This is a genomic window from Trebonia kvetii, from assembly GCF_007827045.1.
GTDB classification, from domain to species: Bacteria; Actinomycetota; Actinomycetes; order Streptosporangiales; family Streptosporangiaceae; genus Trebonia; species Trebonia kvetii.
This window is the reverse complement of the sequence record NZ_RPFW01000012.1, coordinates 1-18,823: the sequence shown is the minus strand read 5'-3', so window position 1 is coordinate 18,823 and position 18,823 is coordinate 1. Positions and strand designations below refer to the sequence as shown.

16 protein-coding genes are annotated in these 18,823 nt (G+C 67.9%); 10 read left to right on the top strand and 6 right to left on the bottom strand.

All coding sequences use genetic code 11. The features are described from left to right. Positions 1–706: 706 nt before the first annotated feature. Positions 707–2,140, bottom strand: coding sequence for an IS1380 family transposase (locus tag EAS64_RS40815; protein WP_145861536.1), 1,434 nt, complete (start codon positions 2,138–2,140; stop codon positions 707–709). 271 nt (positions 2,141–2,411) lie between these two features. Between EAS64_RS40815 and EAS64_RS40810 the strand changes: the two genes are divergently transcribed. The 3 genes from EAS64_RS40810 to EAS64_RS40800 all read left to right on the top strand — a co-directional run bounded on the left by EAS64_RS40810 (position 2,412) and on the right by EAS64_RS40800 (position 4,969). After that, positions 2,412–2,777, top strand: a complete 366-nt coding sequence (locus tag EAS64_RS40810) for a hypothetical protein (RefSeq protein WP_145862100.1) — start codon at positions 2,412–2,414, stop codon at positions 2,775–2,777. A 149-nt stretch (positions 2,778–2,926) separates the two neighbouring features. Beyond that, the gene (locus EAS64_RS40805; protein WP_145851078.1) at positions 2,927–3,685 is read left to right on the top strand and encodes a transposase family protein; all 759 of its coding nucleotides are present in this window, start codon (positions 2,927–2,929) and stop codon (positions 3,683–3,685) included. Between the two features lie 60 nt (positions 3,686–3,745). Then, positions 3,746–4,969 carry an HNH endonuclease gene (locus tag EAS64_RS40800; RefSeq protein WP_145862099.1) on the top strand — a complete coding sequence of 408 codons (1,224 nt, stop codon included), beginning with the start codon at positions 3,746–3,748 and terminating at the stop codon, positions 4,967–4,969. Between the two features lie 8 nt (positions 4,970–4,977). On the opposite strand, the gene EAS64_RS40795 is transcribed toward EAS64_RS40800, so the two are convergent. Continuing rightward, positions 4,978–6,228, bottom strand: coding sequence for a serine/threonine-protein kinase (locus EAS64_RS40795; protein WP_187366544.1), 1,251 nt, complete (start codon positions 6,226–6,228; stop codon positions 4,978–4,980). A gap of 623 nt (positions 6,229–6,851) precedes the next feature. On the opposite strand from EAS64_RS40795, the gene EAS64_RS40790 reads away from it, so the two are divergent. Continuing rightward, positions 6,852–7,388 carry a dihydrofolate reductase family protein gene (locus tag EAS64_RS40790; protein WP_145862097.1) on the top strand — a complete coding sequence of 179 codons (537 nt, stop codon included), beginning with the start codon at positions 6,852–6,854 and terminating at the stop codon, positions 7,386–7,388. Between the two features lie 256 nt (positions 7,389–7,644). Here the strand turns inward: EAS64_RS40790 and EAS64_RS40785 are convergent, their stop codons facing one another. Beyond that, positions 7,645–8,121 (bottom strand): winged helix-turn-helix transcriptional regulator, encoded by a 477-nt coding sequence (locus EAS64_RS40785; protein ID WP_222849994.1) that lies wholly within the window; start codon positions 8,119–8,121, stop codon positions 7,645–7,647. A gap of 92 nt (positions 8,122–8,213) precedes the next feature. Here EAS64_RS40785 and EAS64_RS40780 point away from each other — a divergent pair, with 92 nt between their 5' ends. Further along, the gene (locus EAS64_RS40780; protein WP_145862096.1) at positions 8,214–8,837 is read left to right on the top strand and encodes a malonic semialdehyde reductase; all 624 of its coding nucleotides are present in this window, start codon (positions 8,214–8,216) and stop codon (positions 8,835–8,837) included. A gap of 311 nt (positions 8,838–9,148) precedes the next feature. On the opposite strand, the gene EAS64_RS40775 is transcribed toward EAS64_RS40780, so the two are convergent. Next, entirely contained in the window at positions 9,149–9,724 is a 576-nt protein-coding gene (locus tag EAS64_RS40775) for a TetR/AcrR family transcriptional regulator (RefSeq protein WP_145862095.1), read from the bottom strand. 108 nt (positions 9,725–9,832) lie between these two features. Here EAS64_RS40775 and EAS64_RS40770 point away from each other — a divergent pair, with 108 nt between their 5' ends. Next, complete coding sequence (locus tag EAS64_RS40770) at positions 9,833–10,372, top strand: cupin domain-containing protein (RefSeq protein ID WP_145862094.1); 540 nt, start codon at positions 9,833–9,835, stop codon at positions 10,370–10,372. Positions 10,373–10,385: 13 nt separating this feature from the next. Beyond that, positions 10,386–11,339, top strand: coding sequence for an alpha/beta hydrolase (locus EAS64_RS40765; protein ID WP_145862093.1), 954 nt, complete (start codon positions 10,386–10,388; stop codon positions 11,337–11,339). Positions 11,340–11,571: 232 nt separating this feature from the next. Here the strand turns inward: EAS64_RS40765 and EAS64_RS40760 are convergent, their stop codons facing one another. Then, positions 11,572–12,072: a DUF4188 domain-containing protein gene (locus EAS64_RS40760; RefSeq protein ID WP_145862092.1), complete on the bottom strand. Its 501-nt coding sequence runs from the start codon at positions 12,070–12,072 to the stop codon at positions 11,572–11,574. Between the two features lie 410 nt (positions 12,073–12,482). Between EAS64_RS40760 and EAS64_RS40755 the strand changes: the two genes are divergently transcribed. After that, positions 12,483–13,655 carry a hypothetical protein gene (locus tag EAS64_RS40755; protein ID WP_145862091.1) on the top strand — a complete coding sequence of 391 codons (1,173 nt, stop codon included), beginning with the start codon at positions 12,483–12,485 and terminating at the stop codon, positions 13,653–13,655. Positions 13,656–13,980: 325 nt separating this feature from the next. Here EAS64_RS40755 and EAS64_RS40750 read toward each other — a convergent pair whose 3' ends face one another. Then, complete coding sequence (locus tag EAS64_RS40750; RefSeq protein WP_222849993.1) at positions 13,981–14,142, bottom strand: hypothetical protein; 162 nt, start codon at positions 14,140–14,142, stop codon at positions 13,981–13,983. A 699-nt stretch (positions 14,143–14,841) separates the two neighbouring features. Here EAS64_RS40750 and EAS64_RS40745 point away from each other — a divergent pair. Beyond that, positions 14,842–15,879 carry a transposase gene (locus EAS64_RS40745; RefSeq protein WP_145862089.1) on the top strand — a complete coding sequence of 346 codons (1,038 nt, stop codon included), beginning with the start codon at positions 14,842–14,844 and terminating at the stop codon, positions 15,877–15,879. 1,303 nt (positions 15,880–17,182) lie between these two features. Beyond that, on the top strand, positions 17,183–18,658 hold the full coding sequence (locus EAS64_RS40740; protein ID WP_187366543.1) for a protein kinase domain-containing protein: 1,476 nt from the start codon (positions 17,183–17,185) through the stop codon (positions 18,656–18,658). The last annotated feature ends 165 nt before the right edge of the window (positions 18,659–18,823 follow it).

The window sequence follows — 18,823 nt, the reverse complement described above, 5'->3', positions numbered from 1 at the left end:
CTCAAGGTGTCGTCGCACACCAGCCACCCGCAACCCGAACGCCGCGAAAACCCCTATGCTCACCGTCAATGACGCAACCGAGCCCGGCGGTGCTCACCGTGAATGGCGTCTAACAGGGGGCAAGGTTAGCTTCCGCAGATCAGAGACGAGCGCTATGCGCTGCTGCCGATCGTTGGCGTAAATCGGTGGTTGCTGCTGTTGCTGTCACCGTTGCTGTCGGATGGGGCATCTGCTGCTGTCACGGCATGCGCTGTCAGTGGTAGCTTGTACCTTTTCTCGCATGACAGCCGCAGGTTCACAGGGACCGCTCTCCTTTCCGCAGCCACCCGGCAGGACGCATCCAGTGCGAAGTGCTGACAATGTGTGGAGCCAGATTCAAGCCGTCTGCCGTGAGGCGATAGCGACTGGCCGAACCATCGCGACCATTGATTGGGGCGTCCCTAACCGCATTCTCGAGGTGCGGCCCAACGCAATCATCCGTGCATCCGCCGAAGCGCGCACGGATGATGGCCAAGGCGCACCAGCCTCAATCGTTCAGGCGGTTTGAGGTCTGGTTACTGATCGTGCTGGAGCCTGTTTTTCGACTTCATGTCTGTTTGTCCTGGGGGCGGGCGGTACGTGGTGCGCCCGGTGTGCCCGGGTGCGCACCGGCTCCGACCGCGCCGGGGGTGGTCCTCCTTCCTGTCGCTGGGGTTGCTCGTGCTGGTCAGGCGGGTGCTGGCAGGGCGCAGAGCCGCTGCCAGCAGGCGAGGAATGCGTCTTTCCATGGCCAGTCGGTGCTGATGGCGAGGGTGCGCTGCCGGGCGTGGCGGGCCAGGCGGGCTGGCAGGTGCCAGATCCGGTAGCGGAGGGTGTCCGGGGTCGCGTCGCGGAGCTCGCTGTCGTGCAGTCCGAGGAGGCGGGCCCATGCCGTGAGGTCGGCGGCGATGTTCGCGGCCAGGACCCAGCCGGCGTTGACCTGCCAGGTCTTGGAGGGCAGGTTCCGCAGTCCCATGGCCTTGGCGGTGCGGACGCCGCTGGTTTCGACGACGGCGTGCTCGCGGTGCAGGACGTCGATGTACTGGGCGTGGTGGCTGCCGGGGACGCCGCTGATGCCGTCGTCGGGGATGTTCGTGCAGGTGATGGAGTACTTCCAGCCGGTCTTTCTCTCGTAGTCGGTGAGGTTGCGCAGGTGACGGCGGGAGGGCTTCACCCTCCGGGCGATCCAGCGGAGCCCGTCTGGCCAGTTCCCGGCGCGGGCCGTCAGGCCGGTGATCTCCGCGACGTCCTTGTCCTGCTCTGCCTCGCCGTCCTGCGTGATCCCCGGCTTCCACGCGGCGGCGGGGAGCTGCCGAATAGCGTCCTCGTCGGCGGGCATGATGGTCCAGCCGCAGGTGAACAGCACCTTCCTCCTCGGAGAGGAGAGGGACAGCAGGTGGCCGATGAGATCGTGGCTGGCGCCGGCCCCGTCGACGCGGACCAGGGTCCTGCGCCTGAACCGGGCCGGTACGCCTCTCAGGGCCGCCGCCAGCACCTCCTTGTGGTCGGTGAACGTGTTTGACCCCGCGTTGCCGGGCCGCAGCAGCATGCTCAGGCACTCGCGGGTGTTCGCGCACCAGGCCGCGAGCGGGTGGAAGCCGTATCCCATCTTCCACGTGGGCGCTGCTCCTTCCTTGTCGGAGCTGGCGGTGACGAGGGTCGCGTCCATGTCGATGACCAGCCAGCCCGTGAGCGCCTTGCCGGCGACGGCGAGCCAGGGGAACCCGGCCGGCGTCTCCTCGATCAGCTTCCAGGCATGCTCCCTGGCCTTCGCCCTCGCCCGGGCGACCCGGTCCAGCATCCGCGGGGACCCGGCCAGGTCGAGGGCACGGCGGACCGTCGGCCCGCTCGGGGCGGCCCCCAAGACCGGGGACAGGTGCGCGAGCAGGGCGATGTCGCTCATGGACGTGGCGCCCAGCGCGATCGCGACGGCCAGCGACGCGAGCACCGTCCCCCGGTCCAGCAGCGGCGACGTGCCCTTCTTCAGCAGGGCTGCGGACAGTCCGGCGGTAAGGCCGAGCTGGTCGGCAGCCTTGCGGAGCAGGATCGCGCCGGCGTGGCCGACGAGCCCCTTCCCGTCCGCGGTGACCTTCAGGGCATGGTCCCACCCGTTAAGCTGCATGGCGAAGAGCGCTCCAGGCTTGACGATTGCATGGTTGTGGTGACCCGTAATCTCCCAGGCACAGGGCGCTCTTCGCTTGTAAAGCCAGGAAGGGACGGCCGCTTCGCGGCCGTCCCTTCTCTCTCTCGTGACACCGGATCGCCCCGCACCCATAAGGTGCGCCATCCGTAGACCCTCCGCTTGTTAAAACTCAAGCTCACGCCTACCGGAATACCGTCAAACCCGCCAGCTCGCCTTCAGCGCTGAATGCCGGAGGCCAGTGAGGCGGCGCATGGTCGAGCGCCTCTGGCATGCTCTGGCCAGCGACGGCCGGGCTAGTCGCGTTCCCGGCGTGGACCGTTTTGCGTACGCACTGGTGGCGGAGATCCCAGGAGTCGCGGTCGACCTCGCCCAACAGGGGCTTCAAATTGTTGACTGGGACCTGGCGATGACCCAGTACCAGGCCGGGAGTGATGCAGGCGCCACCGTATCCCACAGGCAGTTCTGGACGCTGGCCGCTCATCCTGATCGGTACCGGGTAGTTGAGGCGGTCCGCAATCTCGATGAGGACTGGTGGACTACCGGCGGCCGTGATCTCCACGCGGGCGACCGCGTTGCGATCTGGAAGTACAAGGAGCCCATTCCAACTTGCTTGTAAACAATGAATCACTTTGAGTGATGATAACGTTGTCGTCTCGCGGCGACGGCACTGTGGCCACAGGGTCACGGTTCGCCGGCGGACACGGCGAAGCCCCTGGTAGATGAGGCAATCGACCAAGAACGACTCATCACCCCCAGGGGCTTCACATGCTGTTCTACCGTGCCGCGCTGCCGTTGTCGTCCCGGACCCTGAACTACGCGGCCGGGCTGATCCGCCGGCACCTGAAGGCCGTCGGGTCGCGGTGGCGGAAGCTCAGCCCTGGGCAGCAGGCCCTGCTCGTGCTCGCTCACCTGCGCAAAGGCGAGACGTTCGAGCACCTCGCGGCCGGGTTCGGGGTCGGCAGGACCACGGCCTGGCGGTACGTCAACGAGACCGTGGAACTGCTCGCGGCCCGCGCCCCGAAACTGAGGAAAGCGGTCCGGGACGCCAAAAGGGCAGGTCACGCCTACGTCATCCTCGACGGAACCCTCATCCCGATAGACCGGGTCGCCGCGGACAAGCCGTTCTACTCCGGCAAGCACAAAAAGCACGGCATGAACCTGCAGGTCATCGCCAGTCCTGACGGCGAGGTCCTGTGGGTCTCCGGTGCGCTGCCCGGCTCGGTCCACGACAAGAAGGCCGAGTGGATATGGGGCGTGCTGAACGAGCTAGAGAAAGCCGGGCTGGTCACCCTCGCGGACAAGGGATATCAGGGCTCCACCTGGGCAAAGGTCCCGTACAAGGGCCGGAACAAACCGGAATCCCAGAAAGAAGCCAACCGGGCCCACGCCAGGCTCCGCGCCCCCGGCGAACGAGCGAACGCCCAGCTCAAGGTATGGAAGATCCTCGCGAAGCTCCGCTGCTGCCCCTGGCGCGCCGGGAAACTCGCCAAGGCCATCCACGCATTGCAACTCCACGGCGCCTAACCAGGTTGGAATGGGCTCAAGGGTTCCGACGATCGCCGCGGCATTATCGCTTTCGGCGAGGTGCTCACGGATCCTGAAATCCATGACGACGATCCCACGTACTGGATCGAACCTGAAGGCACGGCAGCTGGTCCGCGAGTCCGTGTGCGCTATGCGATCAAGCCATCTGATCCCCTGTGGTACGAGTCCGCGCTTGCTGACTCTGTCATCCGCGAGTTGCCCGTATCACGTGCTCAGGGCGGCACTGCCCATCGCGTTACGCCGGATCAGTGGGTGCGACTCATGGCGCTCGTGGGCGGCTGGCCGGGGCCCGACGCAGGCGAAGACGATGAAGCATCTGATGTGCCGACGTTCAAGGCTTGGGGCTTTAAGACACTCACTAAGACGGGTAATGGCATACTGCACTACCCTGACGAGCCTGCAGAATTCTATGTGTATGACAACAAAGTGAAGAACAGCCGCCAAGTGAAGGTAGGCGATCTTGTTGTAATACAGGATAGTGATTATGTTTTCGGCGCGGGGTGGATCGACAGTATCGAGGTCTCGGCGCAGGAGAAGATCAGGTACCGGTGCCCGTCCTGCAAAGAGACCGATATCAAGGAGAGGGCTACGAAACAGCCTGCCTACTGGTGCTCTGGCTGCCATACGGCCTTCGATGCCCCTGTCGAAGAAATTCTGGACGTAGAGACGTACACGGCGAATTATTCCCGCACCTTCGAACTGGCCGATCGATACTTTCCCGTCATCGCGCTGGAGCCTGCCTTTGTCGCTCGCTCCAAGCGGAATGCTATTAGGGAACTTGATGTCTCGCTATTGCGTCCGCTCCTAGAAGAGAAATTGGGGATTGGCGCGGCGTGGTGGGATGCCAAGGTAAACGAAGATGAAAGGATCGCCGGAGGTCATAAGGTGGGAATGCGCAAGAATCGCATCGGTCAGCAACGGTTCCGTGAGGCTTTGCTTGCACGTCACGGCGAGGCTTGCGCTTTCACTGGCAGGCAGCCAGCCGCGGCCCTGGAAGCAGCGCATTTGGTGCCCTACAGCAAGCTTGCTGAGCATGATGTCAAAGCGGGACTGCTGCTTCGCCGCGACCTGCACGTACTGTTCGACAAGCATCTAATCGCCATCGACCCTGGCACCTGGGAGATCCGGGTCGCCCCGAAACTCATGTCGTACCCGGACCTGGCGATTCTGGACGGACGTTCAGTACTGATGAGGGAGGAACTTCGACCGCCGCGAAAGCTAATCGAGGAGCACGCAGCGGCCGCTCGCGTCTCATGGGAGTGATCCGCTGCTTAGAAGGTCGTGGGCCGGATCGTACGGAGCTGCGCGATCGCAGGTCGCCGGAGATTGGTCCTGACACTGAGTAGCCATGAGAAACCCTGGGTTGCTGCCTTATCGGGCATGCCGTGAGCTACGCTCACAGGAACCCCGATAATTGTGGCTACTTCTGTAGCAGACAAGTCCGCGCGGTGTTTGACGGCCTGAAGCGCTTGCATGAACTCTGCACGGGTCGTGATGACGTCGGGGTCGACGATGACCGCTCCCGAAATGAATTCTGTAACGTCCATGACGGTGGTCGTGACACCATCCAGGAAGCTGTCATCATGGGGCTCGTCGGGCTCCGCCGCAGACGCCCCTGCGCGAGGTCGTTTTGGAGGGATAGGCGGCACAGGAGGAACAACGGCACCCTGCCCGTCCGCAGTAGTCGCGCTTTCTGCCCCTTCGGGGCGAACTGGGTGATACGAGGAAAGCGCCCGTTGGACAGCCGACGCATCTGGGCGCTGGTTGGGATCTTTGGATAGGAGTGCTTCGAGCAACTCCCGCAATGGACCGGCGTGCTCTGCGGGAGCGGGAGGTCGAGTGAGTATGGCAGCCAAAAGGCCTGAGAACTCGGCTCCCTTGAAAGGCGCCCTACCCTCTACAGCCATGTAAAGCGTGACACCAAGCGCCCACATGTCGGTGGCTGGGCTGGCTGCTTGTCCGTTCAGCATCTCTGGCGCGATAAATTCCGGGGTGCCTATCACGAGTCCTGAATCGGTAAGACGAGGTGCGTCGATAGCCTTAGCTACGCCGAAGTCAACAAGGACAACGCGTCCTTCTTCGGTCAGCAATATATTGTTCGGCTTCACGTCACGGTGCACGATTCCGCCCCTGTGGACGGCAGCCACCGCTTGGGCGACCTGCGCACCTATCTCGGCGACACGCGGCCACGGCAGACGCCCGTTGTCAGCGATCACGTGCCCGAGGTCTCGGCCGTTCACGTACTCCATGACGATCCAAGGATCTCCGTCATGCAGCAACACATCGTGAATGGTGACCAGCCCAGGATGCCGCAGTCGGGCCGCAGCTCGCGCTTCGGCCATGAGTCGCGCGACCATCTCCTCACTACGTTCAATTCCTCTGGAGGAGTATGCAAACTGCTTGAGCGCCACCGACCGCTCCAGGAGCGTGTCTTCGGCCAGCCACACCGTTCCCATGCCGCCCTGGCCGAGCCGATAAATCAGCCGGTACCGCCCTAGCAGCGTGCGCCCCTCATCCGACATAGCTTGATGATAGGCACGGGCAGCCGCTGTGTCGGCAGGTCTGGTCAGTGTTGATAGGCGACCAGCAAGTCCAGTCATGTTCGAGTGTCAAACGTGATTCGAGTAATTTTGCATTGGGCTCAGGCTGAGCGGCTCATCATGCCATGAAAGTTCATCCGGCGACCCGATAGGGTGCACATAATCAAACAATAGACACAAGTCTGCACATATTGCAGCATGGCTACCCGGTCGCGCGCGCTGCAGGAATGACGAAAGAACTTTGCGCTGCTCCAATGTTCCTATCGGCATGCGGGCCAGCGCATAGATATACGCACGGGCAATGCCCACTCATCGGCTGATGCGGGCGCCATCGCCATGAAGCCAGGAGCGTCGCCGGGCGCAGATCACCCGGTTCGGCGTGGCATCGGATGTCCATCTCGGCAACCAGGTTGCCGAGCATATCGGCGGTTCGCGCACATCCCGTTGGTGACGAATGGTGACCGCAGCAAATGTGCGTGGCGCCTGGCCGTCATCGGGGTGGCCGGGCGGCAGCATCGCAGTCGACGCACGATGACCTCACCGATGAGTTTTGGTCGCGCGAGCGGTCCACGTAGCAGGGTCCACGTGAATCGGAGGTGCTGAACGTGCGCAAGGTCGTCGCGTACGAGCTGTTGTCCCGCGACGGCGTCGCGGAGAGGCCCGATGGGTTCTTCGCCGACTGGGACGACGCGATGGATGCCAACCTCGGCGCCGTCATCGCGACGCAGGACGCAGTCATCCTCGGCAGGCGCAGCTACCGCGAGTGGGCCGAGTTCTGGCCCGGCAGCGGCATCGAGCCGTTCGCGACGTTCATCAACGGGGTCGCGAAGTACGTCACCACCTCCGCGCCGCTCGACCGGAAGTGGGCCAATGCGACTGCGATCGACGGCGACCTGGCCGGGTTCGTGAGGGACCTGAGGAACCAGCCCGGAGCCGACATCGGAGTGCACGCAAGCATCTCGGTCACCCAGGCACTGCTTGCCGCGGGCGTCGTCGACGAGCTCAGGCTGGTGATCGCGCCGGTGATCGCGGGCAGCGGGCGCAGGCTCCTCGACGGCTTGCCAGCGATCCGCCTTGAGCCGATCCGAAGCACCACCTCGCCGGCTGGCTACCTGCTCGTCGACTACCGCATCATCAGGTAGGCGAGCAGTCCGCCGCGGACAACCGCGCGCAGCTCGCCCTGCTATATGCGCGACCGCGGACGGCCAAGACAATCAGCGCAGGCGTGCCGAACGGCGGATATCCCCCCGCAACTGTCGCTGTAAGAAGCCGGTCCCGGGCCGTCCGCTGCCGGTTGGCGCGCGGGTTCCGGTGGATGCCTAAGGCGGCGACTGCCGGGTGGCTGCACCTGGAGCTGATGAACGGCGTGAGCGGCACCGCCACGATCAACGTCTGCGCTCACGCTGACAGCCCTGCGTCGGTCGGTAGCCGACCGGGCCGGCGCTGGGCCGTCATCCCGACGCGAGACAGGCCGTTCGATAATGTCTGCGAAGGGCGCCTGTGACGTTCGTCGGCGCCCGCGCACCGCTCGGCGGGGAGGTTTTCCTGTGCCCAGGTCGTGAGGGCCCGCAGCGCCGGGAGGATCGCTTGGCCGTTGACGGTAAGGGTATAGGAGACGGCAACCGGGGGGCCCGTGTCGACCGTGCGCTCGACCAGGCCGGCGCGGGTGAGCTCGACGAGCCGGTCCGACAGCACCGAGTCGCTGATGCCCAGGCCGCGCTTGAGCTCGGCGAAGCCTGCCGGTCCCTGGATCAACGTGCCCAAAAGGACGCCGTTCCAGCGCTTGCCGAGGAACTCGAATGCCCGGGAGAGGGCGGCGTCGCAGGCGCGCGGCTCGTGCCCGAGGGCGGCGGCGGCCTCCGGCGACATGGTCATGTGACTCATCTTACCCGCTTTGGATTTGCATGTGTCTTCTAAATTCGAAGTAGCATCGAATCTGCAAGCACTCGACGACCCGGGAGAAACTGATGACCACGACCGCCGGACCCGCCACGCTGGGCACCCTCGACGACACCGGCCGCACGCTGCTGTTCACCGAGGCCCGCACCGCCAACGCCTTCGCAGACGTCCCGGTGACCGACCGGGAGCTCGCCGGCATCTGGGACCTGGCCCGCTGGTCACCGTCCATGGCCAACAGCCAGCCCCTGCGCGTGCTCTTCGTGCGCACGGCAGAGGGCCGCGAGCGCCTCGGTGCGCACATGGCCGAGGGCAACCGCGACAAGACGCTCACCGCCCCGGCCGTCGCCGTGCTCGCCTACGACGCCGAGTTCCACCAGCACTTCCCGACCGTCTTCCCCGAGCGCGGCGAGATGTACCGCGACCGGTTTTCCGGCATGCCGGGCGAGGCCCTCGAGGGGATCGCCAAGTACAGTGCCGCCATCCAGACCGGCGTGTTCCTGCTCGCCGTTCGCGCCCACGGACTCGCGGCCGGCCCGATGGCCGGGTTCGACGGCCCCGGCATCGACGCCGAATTCTTCGCAGGCACAAGCTGGAAGACGCACCTCGTGGTCAACATCGGCCACCCCGGCGCGGCGCCCTGGTTCGACCGCCTGCCCCGCCTCGACAGGAACACAGCCCTCGCCTGGGCCTAGAGACCAGCCGGCGTGCACAACCCCCTGCCGACTGCGCTATGGCCGCGGTCGAGGTGGTGCATCGCCCGCTTTGCACCGGTAAGGAATGTTCTTAAAAGAGCGCATAACGCCGATTACGAGCGCTTTGATTCCGTTCCGGCCTGGCGAGCGGCTGCACGCAGATCGTTTGTTTCGGCGCGCCTGCTCGGAAGGCCGAAAAGAAGGGGAGACCCGGGCCGCCAGCGAGCTACTGGCCTGGGTCAGCACGCTTGACGCGTGCAAGGGCACGGGTGGTGGACGCCCTCGGCCAGGGGAGGTCAGGGAAAGATCCCTCACCTGAGGGCGGGGCCCAGGCCCGCCAGGTAAGTGGCGAGCAGCCGGCGGCATGTCGCATCCCAGTCTGGGTCGGACCGGCGCGGCTGGGCGAGCATCGCGCCGAACGCGACGATGTCGTGCGGGGTCACGTCCCGGGCGATGGTGCCGTCAGCGCGCCCCCGGTCGATGATCTGCTGGACGGTCTGGTGGACCTGCTCTCGCAGGACGCGGGTCCTCTGCCAGGCCGGGGGCGGTCCGCCGTGGAGCGGCAGCACGAGCTCGTTGCGCTGGCTGATTGCCGCCTCGATGAACTGCCGGAGCGCCTCAGCGGCGGTCGCGGCCTTGCTCTCGGCGGCCCTGGCGTTGGCGAGCACCTGCTCGAAGGACGCATGGGTGAGGTAGCCGAGCAGGTCCTCGCGGGTGGGGAAGTGGCGGTAGAGGGTGCCGATGCCGACTCCCGCGTCGGCAGCGATCGTGGCCATGGGGACGCGAGGGCCCTCGCGGTGGACTGCCGCAGTGGCCGCTTGGACGAGGGCCTGGTGGTTGCGGGCCGCGTCACTGCGCGGTTCGCGCGAGTTACCATCCGCGAGCATGACTTCATTTAACCCCCACCGGACCCTGGCACGCGCCCCGTGCTAGAGTTAAACGGACGAAATGCTCCGCTTTAGCACGAGCCGAACAGCTCACCGCAAGGAGGAACCATGCCGGAACAGCCGGATCCGGTCCCGCCCGACGACCTGTCACGCGGGCTCACCGTCGCGCGGCCGGACGAGGATCAGGGCCTGCCGCACATCGGGCTCGTCGGCGACACGTACACGATCCTCGTGACCGGCCAGGACACCGCCGGCAAGTACACCCTCATCGACATGCACGTCCCGCCCGGCGGCGGGCCGCCTCCGCACCGGCACGACTTCGAGGAGATGTTCACCGTCCTTGACGGAGAAGTGCGGGTGACGTTCCGCGGGCAGACCATCACCGCCCGGGCCGGGCAGACGATAAACGTGCCGGCCAACGCGCCGCACTCCTTCACCAACGCCACCGGCACGCCATCACGGCTGCTGTGCATGTGCGCACCCGCCGGCCAGGAAGAGTTCTTCACCCTGGTCGGCCAGCGGGTCGCCACCCGGACGCAAGCGCCGCCGCCGCTCAGCCTGGACGAGCAGGCGGCGTTCATCGCAACCTCGACCAGGCTCGCCCCGCAGTTCAAGACCGAGCTGCTGCCGCCGCCCCCCAACGACTAGCAGGAGCCCCGAATTGACGTTCACCCTGGATGCTGAGGTGGCCGCGGTCCTGCAGGCCGCACTTGAGGAGAACGGGCCGCCTCCGGCGTGGCCGGCCGGCGACGTGCAGGCCCGGCGCGTGGCCCTCGATGCGATGCTGGACTACTTCAACAACCAGGCGCAGCCGCCCGCTCAGGACGTCGAGATCACCGACCATCAAGTCACCGCGGCAGACGGCGCCACGCTGCTGGCCCGGTGGTACAGGCTGCCGTCAAGTGACGTCGGCGCCGCCGTGCTTTACCTGCACGGCGGCGGGATGATCCTGGGCTCGGTGCCGATCTTCGACGGGCCCGTGTCGCGCTACGTGGCCCGGACCGGCGTGCCGATGCTGTCCGTGCAGTACCGGCTGGCGCCCGAGCACCCGCACCCGGTGCCGGTCGAGGACGCCTATGCCGGGCTAGCCTGGCTGGCGGGCCACGCGGCAGAGCTCGGCATCGACCCGGGCCGCATCGCGGTGATGGGCGACAGCGCGGGCGGCGGGCTGGCAGCGGGCGTCGCGATCGTGAGCCGCGACCGGCAAGGCCCGGCAATAGCCGGCCAGTTGCTTCTCTACCCGATGCTCGACGATCGCACCACGGCACCCGACCCCTTCATCGCCCCGTTCGCCGGCTGGTCGTATGGCGACAACGCGACGGGCTGGGACGCCCTGCTCGGAGCGGGACACGAAAACCGCGACGTCGACCCCGCGGCCGCGCCGGCGCGACTGAAGGACGCGCGCTCCCTGCCCCCGGCCTACATCGAGGTCGGCCAGCTCGACGTCTTCCGCGACGAGGCCCTCCGCTACGCACTCACCCTCAGCCAGGCAGGCGTGCCCGTCGAGTTGCACATGCATCCCGGCGTGCCGCACGAGTACGACGCGATCGCCTTCGACGCCGACGTGTCGCTCCGCGCGCAGGCAGACCGCAGCCGCGTACTGCGAAGCCTGTGACACTGCCGGTCACACTCAGCAAGCCATCGGTGACGGCACTCCCTCACCTTCCAGACGCCCAGCCCAGCCCAGAATCCTCAGCTATGCGCGGCCTTAGCAATCGCAGGGATGAGCGCTTAAGGCGCGCCGAACGGCGGGAGTGCGCGCGGCGGTGACGTCGATAGGGGTTGTCGAGGAGGGATCGCCGGCCGGCACGCCCGGTGTCAGCGGTTGCCGTGTCGCGATATAGCGGTCAGTAGGGCGCGACGGCAGGCTCATCGGTGGTGCTGGCGCCGATGCGTGCCGCTGCCGTGTTGCCCTTGCGGGCGGCGGGCACGTGTGCGCCGGCGGCCGCCAGGCCGAAGACCGGCATGTTGCCGTAGACGGCCTCGTACTCCCCGGCGCGGACACGGAACGTCTCGTGCCAGATCCCGACCTCGCCCGAGTCCCTGGCGGCACGGTTGAACTGCCGCCACGGCTCCAGGTGTGGCAGGTCCTTATCCCGGGCGAACTTGTCGAGGGAATCGAAGTCGCGCCAGTACTGGACCAGCAGGGTCGTCCGCCCGAACCACTGCTGGAAGCCCAGGCAGCCCAGTTCGGGATGCCGGCTCAGCACCTTCAGCATCTTGGGCATGGCCGTCGCGACCGGCAGCCACTTGCGGAGCCGCAGCGGATGGTTGAAGCGCATCCCGATCAAGAAGACAACGAAATCGCCCTCGATGTCTGCCGTGTAACGGCCTGGCCGGACCTCCATGGACACTCTCCCTCCGCAGCGATGTCGTCCCGACCAGCATGAACCAGCACGACCGGCCCTTGCCACCTGCCGGCCCGGGGTTTCCCGCCAGATACTCATCGGAAGCGCCCGTTTCCCGGTACCCGCAAGGCGATGTCACCATGGTCGCGGACACCGGCAGCGGCCAGCATGCGCAGGCGACGATGCGTTCAGGCCGTCTGCCCGCCACACGTCCCGAACCGGGGTACCCCAGCCGCCAGCCTCGATCAACCCAGCGTGACAGATAGCCGCAAGTGCACCGAAAACACGCACGCGGATCGACTCTGTCCTTGGCGGCCGTGGGCATATGGTGCGCTTAGCGCACAGATTGTACGTTCCGGCGCGCCATGCGGACGACCCGGACCCGGGGAGAAGAATTGAACCATAGAGCAATGGCGTCAGCGCTGATCGCTGTGGTGACCGTGCTCGGTGCCGCCGTGACGGGTGTCCTGCCGGCGTCGGCCGGGACAGCCGCTGCGCCGCCGGCCGCCCGCGAGTTGCTGGGCGTATCCTGCGTGACGCCCAGGAACTGCCTCGCCGTCGGCATCGATCACAACGCGCTCAAGGGTGCGGGCGGCCCGCTGGCCGAGACGTGGAACGGCACGACGTGGCGGACGGTCGGCGTGAAGCTGCCGCGGGGGGCGACCGCAGGCATCCTTCGCGGCGTCTCCTGCGAGTCCGCCGCTCGCTGCGTCGCGGTCGGCTGGTTCTCCGGCAAGGGCACAGGCAAGGAGTTCGCGCTCGGCGACACCTGGAACGGCAAGGCGTGGACGCCAGCGCAACTGCCCGCGCCCGGCGCTGCGGACGCCTCGCTGTCCGGGGTGTCATGCACGTCGGCGGCAAACTGCGTGGCCGTGGGCTCGTCCACGAGCGGCGGCCTCGCCGCCCCGCTGGCCGAGATCTGGGACGGGAAGCGGTGGACCCAGACCAGCCCGCCCGCATCCGGCGGCGGCTTGGCGATCAGCGGACTTGACGCGGTTTCGTGTGTGTCCCGGGCCCGCTGCGTGGCAGTCAGCGCAACGCGTCCCAGGCCGGTGGCGGTGATCGAGTCTTGGAACGGCAAGGTCTGGTCGATAAGGAAAGGGCCGGCCCTGCCCGCGGACATAGGCGCCGTGCTGACCGGCGTGTCATGCCGGTCGGCGGGCAGCTGCGTAGCGGTCGGCTCCGCGATGTTCGCCACGGCGACCGTGAGCTTCAGCGTGATCCTGAACGGCACGAGCTGGCGGGACGTCGCCGTACCGTTGCCGGGGGGAGGAATGAGCGGCTCGCACCTTTACGGTGTCCCCTGCGCGGTCGTGAACCGGTGCGTCGCGGTGGGGACCATCGAGTCGTACCCGAAGGGGGTGACTACGGCGGCCGCCGTGACCTGGAACGGCAAGGCTTGGAAGGTGACCGGAGTCCCTGCGCCGGGCAGGGGCAAGGCCAGCTTGTTCCAGGACGTGACCTGCCTTTCCGCGACGGACTGCGTCGCGGTCGGCCACGCGGGCCCCGCCGGGCTGGCGAACGGCACCGGCCTGTCCGGCCTCTGGAACGGCAAGAGCTGGCGCCTGGTCGCCGCGGAGTAGAAATCGCTATCCCGAACGGCTGCCCGATGTCCCTGGGCCAGCTCCTGTTGAGCTCTTGAATACCAGTTATGTGCGGTGAGCCCAAGCCAAAACGGATCACCTCTCAGGGTGCCGAACGGCGGGACTGGGCGGCGGCCCCAGATTAGGATTGATCACGCATCGCGAGTGAACGCCGGGGTGCAAGGTCCGACGAACTGGACTGGATCGGGTGGAAGAGCCAGCCCAGGCGCGTACCCCGGCCGACTGCCGCTGGTGTGCTGGCCGGTGGCCGATACCCGTGTGCACAGCGCTGCCCGCCGAGGCTGCGCGGACGCGTAGACGGTGGTCATGCCTCGCCGCCGTACTCGGCATCCTCGTCGTCGCCGTCCGCAGGCTCAGCGTCCTGGACGGTGAGGTCTTTCAGGAACTGCAGCCCCGGCGACGACGCGCCGCGGAGCGCCCGTTCGGCGGCCTCGATGACCTGTTCCCTGTCCCAGTCCGCTGGCACTTCTGCAAGGACAGACACGAAGTCGATGCGCCAGGGCGCTGTCTGCGGGTGCGATGATGCTGGCATTTGGAGCGCTCCGTTCACTTTGGTGCCCGCGCCCCGGGTGCCAGCGCAGGTGAGAGGGTCGACTGAGCATCCGGGAGGTCGTCGTGGTGGTGGTCAGGGGCGGGGTCGAACCGCCGACCTTCCGCTTTTCACTTGATCTTGCCCCGCACCCGGGCTTGCGTTGCTTCTGTGTTGGCCCTCAGGCCTGCTCAGCAATCACGACGACGCCCGTCAAGGGCACCGGCAGACCTGTCCCCGCGGCGCAAATCAGCAATCCCACGTCCGGCAACCCATGCCAGTTGCCCGAGCCACACGTCAGGCTTCACTCACAGGTATGAACACAAGAGCGTGCAATCAACCGAGCCGCGCATAACGACTCTGCGCACCGGTATTCATTGTGGGCGGCCGCCAGAATCTCCCCAGTGGCGGTCACAAGGCTGGCACCGTGGCCATCACACGCGGTGATCGAGTTCGCTGGCCACTGCGCCGCGAGTCCGCGCCGATTAGATGACATGCATCGGGCCGGGCTGAGCTTGAGGTTGGCGGCCCGGGTGCGGGAGACCTCCCCAGCTCAGGCGCGCGTCACTATGGACCGCGTAGGCAATTCGCATGGGGGCGTGTGCCCGCGCCCCTCCGGAGCTTGAGGAGGTCCCGATGCCCATCGTAGGCGGGCTGGATATCCACCGGAAGCAGATCACTTTCGACTACCTCGATACCGGGACCGGGCAGGTGCAGCTCGGCCAGGTCTGCCCGGCTGACCGGGAGCACCTGCGGGCCTGGCTGGCGCGGTTCGCCGGCCGCGATGACGCCGCGTTCGCGGTCGAGGGGTGCACCGGGTGGCGGTACGTCGCGGAGGAGCTGGCCGCGGCCGGCGTCGCGGCGCACCTGGCCGAGCCGGCCGACACCGCCTTCGCGCGCGGCCGCAAGCGGCACGCGAAGACCGACAGGACCGACTGCCGGCACCTGCGGACGCTGCTGGCTGAGGGCCGGCTGCCGGAGTGCTGGATCCCGCCGGCCCGCATCCTGGAATGCCGGGCCCTGCTGGAGACCTACCATGACCTGCGGGCCGAGCACACCGCCTGGGCGCAGCGTATTCACGCGGTCTTGTTCCACCAGAGCGCCCCGGCCCTGGGCGGGGGCGCGCTGCCCAGCGAGCAGGGCCTGGCCGGGCTGCGGGCGGCCGCGGCCGCCTGCCTGTCCCCTGCCGGGCAGCTGCAGGTCGCCGCTGCCCTGGAGATGACCGCCGTCCTGGAGACCCTGCTGCACGAGCTGCGGCACCAGCTGCTGGACGCGGCCCGGCACCTGGCCGGCGCCAAGGTCCTGTCCGAGCGGCTGTACGGGGTCGGGCCGGTCACCGCGCTGGCGATGACGTGCTGGCTGGCCGGGGAAGGCCGGTTCTCCTCCTCCCGCCAGGCGGTCCGCTTCGCCGGGCTGGACATCACCGTCCGCTCCTCCGACCGCAAGGGGCCGCCCGGGCGGCTGTCCCGGCAGGGACCGCCGGTACTGCGCTGGGCCCTCTACGAGGCCGGCAAGACCCACGCCCGGGCCTCGGCCCCGGACCACCGCTACTACGCCCAGGTCAAAGACCGCTGTAACGGCAAGCGCGCCGCCCTGTCCGAGGCCCGCAAGATCCTCCGGCAGGGCTGCCACATCCTGGCTGAGCTCGGCAACGACGCGCTCGCCGCCGCCTGAGCCCCTCCACGCCATGGCGACCAGCCGTGACCGCGCCGGCCCGGCCGGGCACACCGCAGCCGCATTCACCCGATGGGGACCACCGCGGCCAGCTCCCGCCGAACCGCTGTCAGCCGCCGCCGGCCCTTGCCAAGGGGCCCGGCGGACGGCCTGATTAGACTGAGCGGCCGCATCCCCGCAGGCGGGGATACCCAATCAATCATCATGTCGCCGGGGCACCCGCGCCCCGCGGACCTAGGTAAGGCTGGCTGCTCCCCGCCCCGCCCCCTGCCGCCACGGCCGATCACCCGCACAGAAAGGCCACCAGCCTGAACCGCTGAACCGGCCCCCGCACCAAGGGACTCCCTGCCCCCGCCACCGGGCATGATCCGCTCCGCGGGCGGCCGGGTCAAGGGCGCCTGCGGCGCCGCTGCGCGCCCCTATGACCCGCCGCCCCGCTCGCAGAACCCGGCGCCTGTCAGGGACAGGGAGCGGACTCAGGCATCCCCGGACCAGCCCGGCATTGACTGCACAAACCCCAGATTGCACGCTTGCGATCACCGGCGGATGCAGGTAGGAGCGCTCCGTTCACTTTGGTGCCCGCGCCCCGGGTGCCAGCGCAGGTGAGAGGGTCGACTGAGCATCCGGGAGGTCGTCGTGGTGGTGGTCAGGGGCGGGGTCGAACCGCCGACCTTCCGCTTTTCACTTGATCTTGCCCCGCACCCGGGCTTGCGTTGCTTCTGTGTTGGCCCTCAGGCCTGCTCAGCAATCACGACGACGCCCGTCAAGGGCACCGGCAGACCTGTCCCCGCGGCGCAAATCAGCAATCCCACGTCCGGCAACCCATGCCAGTTGCCCGAGCCACACGTCAGGCTTCACTCACAGGTATGAACACAAGAGCGTGCAATCAACCGAGCCGCGCATAACGACTCTGCGCACCGGTATTCATTGTGGGCGGCCGCCAGAATCTCCCCAGTGGCGGTCACAAGGCTGGCACCGTGGCCATCACACGCGGTGATCGAGTTCGCTGGCCACTGCGCCGCGAGTCCGCGCCGATTAGGCAGTTGTCAAGCCGACCGATCCACGAGCGCGTTGCGGACGCAGAACACGCATTTCGGCACCGCTCTACGGCTACCAGCAGATTATGAGTCCCGTCGTCCACTGCGCAACGCCATAGAGGTTTACCTGAGCAAATGGGATATTTCGCAACCCTTCGCCAAGTCGCTTGACCACGTATTTGCCACGTGGGATGGTTTTGATCGCCTCCCGAATACGATCCGCGACGAAGGGTGTGCGTTCAGTGGATGCAGCAGGTGGGCGGGTCATGGCGGTGACAGGCAGCCGGGTCCTCGGCGGCCGGTACGTGCTGGCCGAGGTGCTGGGCACCGGCGGGATGGCGACCGTGTGGCGGGCGCACGATCAGGTGCTCGGCCGCGAGGTCGCCGTCAAGGTGCTCAGCCAGCAGTTCGCCGCCGACCCGGGGTTCGCCGACAGGTTCGAGCGCGAGGCCCGGCACGCGGCCTCGGTCAGCCACCCCCGGCTGGTGACCGTCTTCGACTCCGGGATCGACCGCGGCACGCCGTTCCTGGTGATGGAACTGGTCACCGGCCGCACCCTGCGCCAGGTGCTGGACGACGCCGGCCCGCTGCCGGCCGGGCAGGCGGTCGCGATCGCCGCGGGGGTGTGCGAGGGCCTGGAGGCGGCGCACGCCGCCGGGCTGGTGCACCGCGACATCAAGCCGGTCAACATCATGCTGGCCGGCGGGGAGGTGAAGATCCTCGACTTCGGCATCGCCCGGGCCGACGGCACTGCGGCCAGGACCGCGACCGGGACGGTGCTGGGCACCCCCGCCTACCTGTCCCCGGAGCAGGCGGCCGGGCATCCGGCCGGGCCGGCGTCCGACCTTTACTCCCTCGGCTGCGTGCTGTTCGAGATGCTCACCGGCAGCCCGCCGTTCACCGCCGAATCCCAGCTCGCGCTGGCCTACCGGCAGGTATACGACGATCCCGGCCCGCCGTCGGCGCGCCGCCCTGGGCTGCCCGCCAGTTTGGACCAGCTAACCGCCCGGCTGCTGGCCAAGGCCCCCGCCGCCCGCCCGGCCAGCGCGGCGGCGGCCCGCGCCGGACCGCTCGCCGTCCCGGCCCAGGGCGGCACGGCCCTGCCCCCAGCCACCCCCGCCAGGACTCAGGGCAGCCGGCAGCGGCTGCGGCGGCCCGAAACCCTGCTGACGGCAGCGCTCACCGCGGCGCTGGCCGCTCTGGTAGCGGTGCTCCTGGCCGGCCCCGGCAGCACCAGGCCCGCCGGGCCTGCCCCGGCCGCTGCCGGAACGACCGCCCGCACCCACGCAGCCACCCGCCCGGCCACCCCGACCCGCACCCACGCAGCCACCCGCCCCGCCGCCTCGACTCCCGCCCCCGCAGCCACCCGCCCGGCCGCCTCGACCCGCGCCCCGGTGAGCCGGCCGCCTGAGTCAGCCGCTCCCACCCGCACCCCGGCACAAACGGCCACCGCCCCAGCCCTCCCCCCGACCGCCACGGCGGCCGCCGCGCTGGTCGGTAACCTGCAGGCCGGCGTCGCTGACGGCCAGGTCACCCAGCAGGCCGGCCAGGACCTGTTCAGCCACCTGCAGCCCCTGCTGTTCGGCCCGCCCGGCCCGGGCGCCCAGCAGACCCAGAAGCAGTTCACCCAGCTCGTTCAGGCCTACGACAAGCACCAGTCCCAGGGACAGATCACCGGCAAGGCAGCCACCACAGTGCCGAAGGCGATCGCCGCCCTCGGCGCCGCCCTCGGCGTCCACTAACCTCCGCCCCGGCCAGCAACCCGCCGGGTTATCTGGAACTAGTACTACAACAGCGCCTCGTGATCTCTGATTCGGCGGGCGTAATGCGATTTGCGGGCGGCGGCCTGACGGCGGCGTCTCCAGTCTGACCAGTGCTCGTGGAATGCCGCAGGGCGGGCGACGCGG

Bases quoted from the DNA above. Each gene is read 5' to 3' on its own strand.
- EAS64_RS40745 (WP_145862089.1), top strand. From the start codon at position 14,842: ATGCCCATCGTAGGCGGGCTGGATATCCACCGGAAGCAGATCACTTTC.
- EAS64_RS40815 (WP_145861536.1), bottom strand. From the start codon at position 2,140: ATGCAGCTTAACGGGTGGGACCATGCCCTGAAGGTCACCGCGGACGGG.
- EAS64_RS40775 (WP_145862095.1), bottom strand. From the start codon at position 9,724: ATGCTCGCGGATGGTAACTCGCGCGAACCGCGCAGTGACGCGGCCCGC.
- EAS64_RS40760 (WP_145862092.1), bottom strand. From the start codon at position 12,072: ATGGAGGTCCGGCCAGGCCGTTACACGGCAGACATCGAGGGCGATTTC.
- EAS64_RS40795 (WP_187366544.1), bottom strand. From the start codon at position 6,228: ATGTCGGATGAGGGGCGCACGCTGCTAGGGCGGTACCGGCTGATTTAT.
- EAS64_RS40770 (WP_145862094.1), top strand. From the start codon at position 9,833: ATGCCGGAACAGCCGGATCCGGTCCCGCCCGACGACCTGTCACGCGGG.
- EAS64_RS40780 (WP_145862096.1), top strand. From the start codon at position 8,214: ATGACCACGACCGCCGGACCCGCCACGCTGGGCACCCTCGACGACACC.
- EAS64_RS40810 (WP_145862100.1), top strand. From the start codon at position 2,412: ATGGTCGAGCGCCTCTGGCATGCTCTGGCCAGCGACGGCCGGGCTAGT.
- EAS64_RS40805 (WP_145851078.1), top strand. From the start codon at position 2,927: ATGCTGTTCTACCGTGCCGCGCTGCCGTTGTCGTCCCGGACCCTGAAC.
- EAS64_RS40785 (WP_222849994.1), bottom strand. From the start codon at position 8,121: ATGACCATGTCGCCGGAGGCCGCCGCCGCCCTCGGGCACGAGCCGCGC.
- EAS64_RS40740 (WP_187366543.1), top strand. From the start codon at position 17,183: ATGGCGGTGACAGGCAGCCGGGTCCTCGGCGGCCGGTACGTGCTGGCC.
- EAS64_RS40755 (WP_145862091.1), top strand. From the start codon at position 12,483: ATGGCGTCAGCGCTGATCGCTGTGGTGACCGTGCTCGGTGCCGCCGTG.